Source organism: Streptantibioticus rubrisoli, from assembly GCF_024436055.1.
In the GTDB taxonomy this organism is placed as follows: domain Bacteria; phylum Actinomycetota; class Actinomycetes; order Streptomycetales; family Streptomycetaceae; genus Streptantibioticus_A; species Streptantibioticus_A rubrisoli.
This window is the reverse complement of record NZ_JANFNH010000039.1, coordinates 62,380-70,278: the sequence shown is the minus strand read 5'-3', so window position 1 is coordinate 70,278 and position 7,899 is coordinate 62,380. Positions and strand designations below refer to the sequence as shown.

Below are 7,899 nucleotides of genomic sequence, written 5' to 3'. Positions count from 1 at the left end.
CCGCGCGTCGGCGTCGATGACCACCTGGTGGTTGGCGGAGTACCGGTAGCTCTTCGATTGCGCGGCGATGCTGTGGTCGCGGGTCGGCACGAGAGTGCCGTCCACGATCAGCACCGCGTCCCTGCGGGGCGCGGGCCGACCAGGCCGAGCAGCTGTGGCGGTGCGCTCGGCGGGAAGCCTGTCGCGCCGCCCGGGGCGGCAGCCCGCTAGCCCCCAAAGTGGAGATGATCCGCGACCTTCCCGATCTGGGCTCGGCCTTGGTGGAGCTGTACGAGAAGGCCGGGGCTCCGAGCCTGCGGGCGATGGCGCAGCGGGCGGGCGCATTCGGGGTGCTGCCGCGCAGCACCATCGAGCGCATCATCAAACGCCAAACCGTGCCGCGCACCGAGGAGCAGTTGGTGGCGTATCTACCGGTATGCGAGGTGCCAGAACGGGACCACGTTCGTTGGCTGACGGCGTGGAACCGGGCGCGCGGATACCGGTCCAGGCCGCCCCGTTTCATCAAGGGCGGCTGGGCCCAGATCCAGCAGGCACTGCTCCGCGATCTTGCCGCGCAATACACGGGTCCGGACTTCCGCGTGTACGAGGGGCCGTTGGCCCGTATGGAGCGCTGCCCTCACTGCCATCGGCGTGTCTCGATCCGCAGAGTCGACAGCCTGGACTACACGGAGTGTCCGGACTGCGGCGTGGGGGCAGTGCTGGGACAGCCGAAGCCTGCGGAGCGGCTCATGACGGTGGCCGAGGCTGCCGCGATGCTGAACTGCTCTAAAGTGCATGTGTTCCGCCTCGTGCACGAAGACCTGCTGCCCGCAGCACGCACGGCTAAGAGTGGCTCGGCCTTCCGGATCCCCGAGCGCGCGGTGGCCGAGTACCGTCGGCGTCTCGACCCGCCAGATGATCCGTCTCTCTTTCCCGTAGCGGTCTAGCTCGACTGCGAGAGTGCTGACGGTCGGTCCGCATCGAGCGGACCGACTGGTTTTGTTCATCAGTCGCGGCAGCAGCTATTCACGGCTTCGGGAGGCACCATCACCGAGCCGTGTTCGATGTTCATGAGAATGGGCAGCACCACGGTGAGGAGCCCTGAGATCGGCGCCCGGTGCGCGTGCCGCGCGGGAGTTTGCCCCGCGCGGCAGGGGATGGGTCAGATACCGAACGCGGCGGCGTAGTGGACGGTCCCGCTGGGGAGCGGATGGCTGGCGTCGAGGCTGAGTGCCATCAGGGCGTCGTCGGGGATATCGATGGTCAGGCCGATGCCGTGGTTCGAGGCACGGGTGAACCCGAACCGGGGGTAGTAGGCCGGATGTCCGAGGACGACCACGTGGCGCTCTCCCAGGAATCGTGCTGCGGCCAGGGCGGCACGGATCGCCGCGGTACCCGCACCGGTCCGCTGCTGCTCCGGTCGGACGGCGCACGGGGCCAGGCACAGGGCCGGCGTGGTGTCGATGTGGCAGCGGGTCAGCAGCGCGTGGCCCACCGGGTGGCCGGTCTCGTCCGCTGCGACGAGGGAGAGGCCCTCAATCCAGGCGGTTGGGTCGGCGCGCAGGCTGTCGACGAGGTCAGCCTCGGCAGGGGTGGGGAAAGCGGCAAGGTTGATGTCGCGGATGATGGGGATGTCGGCGCTGGTTTCGGCGCGCGAGAACCACATAGTGCCCATGACGATGGAAGATCCGTTTCGGGAGACGTTCGTGTGGTGGCCCCGCGAGCTCACGCTCTCAGCGAGGGCAGGACAGAGAGTCAGGCCACGGCCCTGGACGTGAGGGAGACCTGGACGCTACGCACAGTGGCCATGAGCGCGATCATCAGCCTCACCTCCCATCTCCAGTCCCTGATCAAGCACGAATGCAGCCACCCTACACGGCCCCGAGCGCCCACCCACTGTCCTGCCGACCTTGCCGCTGTCGAAACTCGTGCACATCGACATCCGGAGTTCGAATCCAGGTGCCTTCCAAGGTGGGATGGAAGTGCTGTCCGTTCTCGTGGTCAGAGCCAGACCGACCGTTGCTCGTCTCGGTGCAGTCAAAAGACAGCGGAAAGGCTGGCGGGGAAGAAGGCATTTCCCACCTCCTGAACTGCTGGCGAAAATGCCTGCCGACGAGTCGGGGACGCTCAGGGGCGCACGCGAATGACGGTCTTGCCCTTGCGTCGCTCGGTCGGGTTGAGCGCCGGGATGGCGTCGTCGAGGGTCGCGACGGTTCCGATGTGCGTGCGAAGGCGCCCGTCCCGCACCCGGTCGACGATCTCCACCAGGTGACTCGGAACGGACTCGACGACGAAGTCGACTGTGAGGCCGTCGACAGGGCGGGCTTCAGCGGGTCCGACCACCGAGACCAGCGTCCCGCCAGGCCGGATGATGCTCGCCGAGCGCCTCTGGATGTCACCGCCGATGACATCGAAGACCAGATCGACCCCGCCGATGTCTTCGAGAGCCTCGTCGTCGAGGTTGAGGAACTCGTTCGCGCCGAAGTCGAGCGCCGCCTGGCGGTCCGCCGCCCGCCCGGTACCGATGACGTAGGCGCCGAACTCCCGGGCGAGCTGCGTCACCACGGATCCGACCGCGCCGGCGGCGCCGTGTGCGAGGACACTCTGCCCTACCTGGAGACGGCCGTGCTGGAACAGGCCTTGCCATGCGGTCAGGCCGGAGATCGGCAGGCTCGCGCCCACCGTGAAGTCGACGTTGCCCGGCAGCGGCGCAAGGTTGCGTGCCTCCACGGCCGCATACTCGGCCAGGGTTCCATCGCGGTGCCAGTCCGTGATCCCGAACACCCGCTGTCCCAGCGAGAGTCCCGTCGTGCCGTAGCCGAGGGAGGTGACCACTCCGGCGAACTCGTGGCCGATGATCGCCTGGGCTCGATCGTGACCGGAGCGATCGACCCACGTCGAGGGCCACTCCCACTCCGCGGGGACGAAGCCCGACGCATGGACTTCAACGACGACGTCGTTGATCGCCGGCGTCGGCTCAGGCCGCTCCGCGAGTGTGATCCCGGCCGCTTCCGCGGCCGGATCCGTTACGACGATTGCCTTCATCGGTAACTCCGTATATCTCGTGCTCGCCCGGCCGCGCGTTCCCCGACACGGGCTCGCGGTTGGCATCAGCCGACCCGCCGACCGACCACGTGGCATCGGGCAGTCGATTAGCGGGCGCCTGGAGGGGCGTTATCGGCGACCGTGAGCCTTCGCTCTTCGTACATCGAGCCGTGCAGGTGCTCGATAGCTGCCTTGGCCTCCTCATCGGTGGACATCGTCACAACCCGAAGCCTTTGCCTCGATTTAAGCGTGCTCGCGGATCACGTTGGCGAACTCGACCTCTCCGAACGGCTCGAACAACGCCCTCAGCTAGGCGTCGCTGACCGAGTAGCTCAAGCCCCCGACATACAGCCTGTTGCTCACGAAGCCTTCCTTCCTCTAGCGGCCTGACGACCATCCGACTAGAGGTCCCCCCTACTGGCCCGAGGTCAAACCGCCTGGTCCCCCTTCCTCCCTACTGCGCAACCACAGCCGCCGGGCGTCACGACGCTCTGACCTCGACAAACTGGCCGAGAAATCGCAAACAGGCACTTACCGGCCAATCCCCGCCCGGGATGACAGGTCGGCCGTTCTGCTCGCACACATGCCGTCAGGCGACCTACCGGCTCCGAGCCAAGTCGGCCTGCGGGATCAGGTGAGTCCGGCGGAGGCGTTGTCGTCCCAGCCGTCGTTGATCTGCAAGTAGCCGAGCATGCTGCGGGAGTGGCGTGCCCATCCGCCCTGGTCAGCGATGGCGATGCCGTCCTTGCTCTTGGCTCGGCCGACGGAAGCCAGGCCGATGCGCAGTGAGTGCCCGGTCCAATGGATCGGCACCCCAGCCCGCTGCGAGATTCGCTTGATGGCGCGGGTGACGGAGTCGGGTCCCATGCCGCCGGTGACGTGGCCCCACCGGTCGATGCCGATGAACGCCGGGGCGGACGGGTCGTTCCACTGCTGACCGTGTTCGGCGACCAGGCGCTCGCGGTAGGCGGTGTACGCGCGGACCGGGCAGATCTCCGGGTCCTGCGCGTACGAGATCTTCGCGTTGCGCACGCTGTGCTTGGTCTTGCCGGTGAGCACCGCCACGACCAGACCGCGCGGGTGCACGGTGATGTCGCCGGTCAGCAGCCCGGCCGGATCCTGGCTGCGCGAGGCGTAGTGGAAGCCGGTGAGCACCAAGGCCTTGTCGCGGTCGCCGGTGAGGGTGTCGGGGCAGGAGCGGGCGACGGCGCGCAGTCCGTCGATGTCGGCGCCGACCGCCTGTCCGCGCCCACGTCGTTCCCCGGCCTGCAGGAGCTTGACCGTCAAGCCCTCCAGCGCGGCGCGGGCGGCGGCCTGGTCGTCACCGGACACCGTCACGCCGCGTCGCGCAGGGACGGCCTCCTCGCGGGACGCTCACCGCTCAGCGTCCGGCGGCAACTCAATGCCACCGTGGGCGTAGCGCTCGACGCTCTCGAACGAGGCTTCACGGACGACCAGTCCTGACGTCACCGTAGACAGAGAACCACGGCCGAAGTCATCGAGCCGTCGTACCGCCTCCTCAAGGGATGCGTCCGGATCTCGGCGAGCGAGGCGGTCGACGCTCGGAACAACTCGCCAGCAAAGCCGCACGTTTGAAGCTGCCAGGCGTCGCTAGGGTCGACTGCATGACACTTACAAGGCGAGAGTGCGAGCAGTTCCTGGCGGAGCCTCATGTCGGTGCGCTGTCGGTGGTCGAACGGCCGGATCGCGCACCCCTGATCGTCCCCATCTGGTACCACTACACGCCGGGCGGCGAACTGTGGGTGCGTACCGGACCTGATTCCCGGAAGGCGCGAGCGATTCGGTCTGCGGGGCGTTTCAGCCTGATGGTGCAGCGGACCGAGCCGACAGTGCGCTACGTGTCGGTGGAGGGACCGGTGACCAGGACGGCGCCAGACAGCCGCGAACGATCCTGGGAGATGGCCGCACGGTACCTCCCACAGGACAAGGTCGCCGACTTCGTCGAATACGACCAGACCCATCTCGGTGAGCACGTCGCCATCCACATGCGGCCGGAACACTGGGTGTCCGCCGATCTGGGAGCCTTCTGACCGCGATGCACCAGCCACCGCGGGGGGCTCCTTCGAACAGATGGGTTGACGAGGGGCTCAGGTGGTGACCAGCAGCAGGTCCTCTCCACTTGACGGACGAAGGCCGTCGGTGCGATCGGCGAAGTAGCGCTCGGCGAGCGAGGCTCCCGATACGTGTCGTATGTCTGTGAAGCCGGATTCGCGGGCCAGCGCCAGTATTTCCTCCGGCGTGTAGAAGCTGCTGAACGGCGTTCCCGACGCTCGTGCGCCTTCATCACTCGCCCGCAGTGCGGGCCGGTCCGCGGCGTCGACAAGTTCGGTCGGCAGCAGGAAGGTCATGGCGAGTGTCGATCCGGGTGCGAGCCCGGCGATCTGGCGCAGGGTAGCCGCGGTGGCGTCCTTGGTGAGGTACATGGAGGCGCCGGTGGAGACGACGAGCGCGGGTCGGCCGGAATCGAAACCGGCAGCAGCCAGTTGCTCGGACCAGGACTCGTTGGCCTCGAAGTCGACCGGCACCAGGGGCAGCCAGTCGGGCAGCACGGCCTGGCCCGGCCCGAGGCCCGCGCCGTCTTGGCCGCGGCCCCACCCCGGCCCGCGCGGCCAAGCTCTCGATCGCCCAACTTCAAGCCGCGCCGCGCCGTGTCGGCCGCGTCCGCGCGATCGACGCCGAGGCCCGGCGCCTCAAGGAGATCTACCGCGGCGACTGCCCCCACCAGCCCCAGGCCGTCGAGGACGCGATGGGACGCCAACTTGCCGCGTTTATCCTCCAGTTGGACGCAGCTTGCCGAGCCGCCGATGACCTGGCCGAGTCGGTGGAGGAGTCTTTTCACCAGCATCCGGACGCTGAGATCCTGCTCTGCTTCCCCGGCCTCGGCGTCCAACTCGGCGCCCGGGTGCTCGCCGAGAGTGGGAGACGACCCCGACCGCTTCGCCGACGCACGCGCCCTGAAGGCATACGCCGGCTCGGCGCCCATCACCCGCGCCTCGGGCAAGAAGAAGTTCGTCGGGCGACGCTTCATCAAGAACGACCGGCTGATCACGGCCGGGTTCCTGTGGACCTTCGCCGCGCTGCGAAACTCGCCCGGAGCCGACGCACACTACCGCCGCCGACGTGCGGCCGGGGACTGGCACGCCCAGGCACAGCGGCACCTGTTCATGGGGTGTGCCCGAGGACATCGCCAACGCCAACAGCACCGCCTGCCTGGTCGCGCACCTCGCCGACCACGGCTTGTCCGCGCTCGACGTCGACATGAGTGACTCGCTCGGCGAACCCGCCGCCATCGCCGCCAGCACCCGCCCCGGTGCCGCCGACCTGCTGGTCCGAGTCGGCGGCACCGCGGCGATCGCCACGGATATCACCCTCATCTGACCGACGCGCGGGCAGCGCACGTTCGACGCCGCCTGGCCGCTGCGCCGTCGGCCCGGCGGTACGTCGTCGCGTGCCGGTGACTGGATGGCGACACGCGGTGTGCCAACCACACCCTCAACAGCGCTTCCTAGTAAGGGACTTGTGGGCGCCTCGGCGACAGAAGCGCCGTCTCATATTCGGGCAATCCCCCTGGCATAGTCCAGTCCATTCACGCCATGATTATCCGCCTGCCCATCCGGCACCCGGACCCTTCGGTCGCCGAATCCCAGGTGGCGTGGCCGTACGGCGATCTTGCACTCAGCGTTACCACCGCAATCTAGTCATCGTGATCGCTTCGTCTTGTCGTTGCGGCGGGAATCGAACTACGGTTACTGGCCAAGACCGTTGACTCAGCGAATTGAGTGATGATCGCAGATCATTTTCCCCTTTCGGATCCCTCAACGTGCGTCATCGATCAACCTCCCAACCCCACGGAAGCTCCAGATTCGGACCTCTCAGGAGAGTTATGACACCGGGGGAAAGCGTACTTGTCGTCGATGTCACACTGCGCGACGGCGGATATGTCAATGGACACTCCTGGACCACCGAGCGGGCCGAGCGAGTAGTCCGCGCCTGCGCCGCTGGAGGCGTTCCCTACGTCGAAGTCGGGTACTTCAGACCGAACCGTCATGCGGTGGACGGTGCTGAACTCCCGTCCGCCTCCTGCCCCAGCGGGTACCTGGAGCGGCTGTGCGAAGCCGCCGGGGCCGCCACCGGGCTCGTGGTCATGGCACACGCCAAGGACGTCACCCCCGAGGCGCTGGCGCGGCTGGCGCGGGCAGGAGTGCGTCTGGTCCGAATGCCGACCGCACCGACTACCGTCAAGGAGCTGACCTCGTACGCGGAAGCCGTGCACGGCGCCGGAATGGCGTTCTCGGTGAATCTGGTCCGGGTCAGCGAGCTGACCGAGGCGGAGATCTTACGCTCGGCCGAGGCAGCTCAGAGGATTTCCGCGGATGTTTTCTACCTCGCCGACTCGAACGGCAGCATGTTCCCCGACGATGTCGCCCGGATCGCCGGAAGCGTTCGCGAAACCGTGGACGCAGCCCTCGGCTTTCATTCCCATGACGGCATAAGCATGGGATTCGCCAATTCCCTCGTGGCCATGCAGCACGGCTTCCGCTACATCGACGCCTCGCTATGCGGAATGGGCAAGGGTGGCGGAAACCTGGCCCTCGAACTGCTCACCGCGTACCTCAACTCCCGTGGCCATCGGACCTTCTCGATCGTCCCGCTCGCGGACGCCGCGGCGGAACTGCCGACGCCATGGCAGGGCGACGGAACCCTCGCCCGGTGCGAGTCGATCGTCAGTGGCATGCTCGACCTCAACCTGGAGAACCTGGCGTCGATCAGGAGCGAGGGACCGGGAAAGGTCCTCGCGATGCTCGACAACGCGACGCACGACGCCCGCTGACCGACCACTCAACTCCCCAGCAA

At 67.5% G+C, this 7,899-nt stretch carries 7 protein-coding genes and 3 pseudogenes; 5 read left to right on the top strand and 5 right to left on the bottom strand.

Annotated features, from left to right (window positions below; genetic code table 11):
- Positions 1–123 (bottom strand): annotated as a pseudogene (locus NON19_RS25500) (IS5/IS1182 family transposase); the annotation flags it as partial.
- A gap of 101 nt (positions 124–224) precedes the next feature.
- On the opposite strand from NON19_RS25500, the gene NON19_RS25495 reads away from it, so the two are divergent.
- A complete protein-coding gene (locus NON19_RS25495) occupies positions 225–926 on the top strand; it encodes a helix-turn-helix domain-containing protein (RefSeq protein WP_255931408.1) in 702 nt (233 codons plus the stop codon).
- A 215-nt stretch (positions 927–1,141) separates the two neighbouring features.
- On the opposite strand, the gene NON19_RS25490 is transcribed toward NON19_RS25495, so the two are convergent.
- The 3 genes from NON19_RS25490 to NON19_RS25480 form a co-directional block, all read right to left on the bottom strand.
- Entirely contained in the window at positions 1,142–1,654 is a 513-nt protein-coding gene (locus NON19_RS25490) for a GNAT family N-acetyltransferase (RefSeq protein WP_255931407.1), read from the bottom strand.
- A gap of 452 nt (positions 1,655–2,106) precedes the next feature.
- Positions 2,107–3,024, bottom strand: a complete 918-nt coding sequence (locus NON19_RS25485) for an NADP-dependent oxidoreductase (RefSeq protein ID WP_255931406.1) — start codon at positions 3,022–3,024, stop codon at positions 2,107–2,109.
- A 630-nt stretch (positions 3,025–3,654) separates the two neighbouring features.
- The gene (locus NON19_RS25480; RefSeq protein ID WP_255931405.1) at positions 3,655–4,362 is read right to left on the bottom strand and encodes a site-specific integrase; all 708 of its coding nucleotides are present in this window, start codon (positions 4,360–4,362) and stop codon (positions 3,655–3,657) included.
- A 287-nt stretch (positions 4,363–4,649) separates the two neighbouring features.
- On the opposite strand from NON19_RS25480, the gene NON19_RS25475 reads away from it, so the two are divergent.
- Complete coding sequence (locus tag NON19_RS25475) at positions 4,650–5,075, top strand: pyridoxamine 5'-phosphate oxidase family protein (RefSeq protein WP_255931404.1); 426 nt, start codon at positions 4,650–4,652, stop codon at positions 5,073–5,075.
- 57 nt (positions 5,076–5,132) lie between these two features.
- Here NON19_RS25475 and NON19_RS25470 read toward each other — a convergent pair.
- Positions 5,133–5,591: pseudogene (locus NON19_RS25470) on the bottom strand (class I SAM-dependent methyltransferase); the annotation flags it as partial.
- Positions 5,592–5,594: 3 nt separating this feature from the next.
- Here NON19_RS25470 and NON19_RS25465 point away from each other — a divergent pair.
- The 3 genes and pseudogenes from NON19_RS25465 to NON19_RS25455 form a co-directional block, all read left to right on the top strand.
- Positions 5,595–6,311, top strand: a pseudogene (locus NON19_RS25465) (transposase); the annotation flags it as partial.
- Positions 6,217–6,423, top strand: a complete 207-nt coding sequence (locus tag NON19_RS25460; protein ID WP_255931412.1) for a hypothetical protein — start codon at positions 6,217–6,219, stop codon at positions 6,421–6,423. The pseudogene NON19_RS25465 and the gene NON19_RS25460, both read left to right, overlap by 95 nt.
- 505 nt (positions 6,424–6,928) lie before the next feature.
- Positions 6,929–7,876 carry a hydroxymethylglutaryl-CoA lyase-like TIM-barrel protein gene (locus tag NON19_RS25455; RefSeq protein WP_255931403.1) on the top strand — a complete coding sequence of 316 codons (948 nt, stop codon included), beginning with the start codon at positions 6,929–6,931 and terminating at the stop codon, positions 7,874–7,876.
- Positions 7,877–7,899: the final 23 nt, after the last annotated feature.